The 1,235-nt window shown below is 36.8% G+C and carries 2 protein-coding genes; one reads left to right on the forward strand and one right to left on the reverse strand.

All coding sequences use genetic code 11. From position 1 onward, the window contains the following. Positions 1-218: 218 nt before the first annotated feature. Entirely contained in the window at positions 219-506 is a 288-nt protein-coding gene (locus tag ACP45E_RS18680) for a 2TM domain-containing protein (RefSeq protein WP_017035278.1), read from the forward strand. A gap of 194 nt (positions 507-700) precedes the next feature. On the opposite strand, the gene ACP45E_RS18685 is transcribed toward ACP45E_RS18680, so the two are convergent. Then, the gene (locus tag ACP45E_RS18685) at positions 701-1,177 is read right to left on the reverse strand and encodes a hypothetical protein (protein ID WP_017038682.1); all 477 of its coding nucleotides are present in this window, start codon (positions 1,175-1,177) and stop codon (positions 701-703) included. Between the last annotated feature and the right edge of the window lie 58 nt (positions 1,178-1,235).

The following is a 1,235-nucleotide window of genomic DNA, read 5'->3' on the forward strand; positions in this document are numbered from 1 at the left end:
AATCCGTCTTAAACGCTTTGTTAGCTTACGAGCTTGGGAGAACTAGAAACTCAAGAATGCCACTTTTTGGTTCGTATCCCTTGGGTGTGGACACTTTATCCTAGTTATTGACACTTCACTTCCCCTTTTCAGCATTTCGTCGCAAAGAAACCTCAAGCCCTACAACTACATTTATCATTACTCCGTATTCGATACTTACGTTAAAAAAGGATAGTGAAATGGATCAAACAATGCACACAACTAATCAACAAGAACACATACGGGCTCAAGTTAAAAAGGTAAAAGAATTTTATGTCCACTTAACCAAATACTTGTCGGTAATATGCCTATTGTTTGTCATTAATTTCGTAACTGGTACTGAGGAACTTTGGGCAATTTATCCTGCTTTAGGCTGGGGAATATTTATGCTTTCACACGCTATCAAGGCATTTGAGATATTCAATTTTTTAGGGGATGACTGGGAGCAAAAAGAAGTTGAAAAGCGCTTAACAAAACTACGAAAATGAGCTGCTAGAGTTTAGGCTTTCTATGGTGCAACAGCATCAAAAAGCGTATAAAAATCAATGATGCGCACTTAGAAAGCTAACGCCCGCTTAAGTGGTGAGCAACTCTACCACGACACTCAATTATCACACCGTAAACACAAAAGCTAAATCAAACCAAAACCGCCGAGCGTTGCGAATCCGTCTTAAAGCGTTTGTTAAGTTTTTTGTTTAGGGCTATTTTTTCCTTCCAGCATAGAAATTTGTTCTTTGATTAACTCAATTTCTTTTGCACTATCTGCACCTTCCTTAGTGTCCTTTAACAGATCTAGAGCCTTGAACAAAAAATATAATGCAAAAATAACACTTATTTCTTTAAACAAGGGAATATATGATTCAAAGACATAGCCTATACATAAACAGATTAAGGCCTTGATAAGAAAGCCAAAAGCTAGATATATCAATCCAACAATAGTCAAAGAAGTTGTAGCATCATTGTCACTTAAAAGCCCCATATGCCTAACCAGCTCTGTATTGAGGCTATCCAGTCTATGCTTTTTGCTAAAGTAAATAATTTTGTTCTTTGTAACAGAAAACAAAAACTGGCCTATCCAAAGAGCTGCAGCAAAAAGTGCTGAACCTAAAGCTCCTTGCACAATAGGCGATAATTGCAGAATTGATTCTATAAAATTCATTTAACCCTTCTTATATTGAAAAACTTCTGTGAAAACTTAACGCTCTGCTAAGCGGCAA

It is taken from the genome of Vibrio genomosp. F10 str. 9ZD137 (assembly GCF_049974785.1).
Taxonomy (GTDB): Bacteria; Pseudomonadota; Gammaproteobacteria; order Enterobacterales; family Vibrionaceae; genus Vibrio.

Excerpts from the sequence above, each read along its gene's own strand:
- ACP45E_RS18685 (WP_017038682.1), bottom strand. The coding sequence starts at position 1,177 with ATGAATTTTATAGAATCAATTCTGCAATTATCGCCTATTGTGCAAGGA.
- ACP45E_RS18680 (WP_017035278.1), top strand. The coding sequence starts at position 219 with ATGGATCAAACAATGCACACAACTAATCAACAAGAACACATACGGGCT.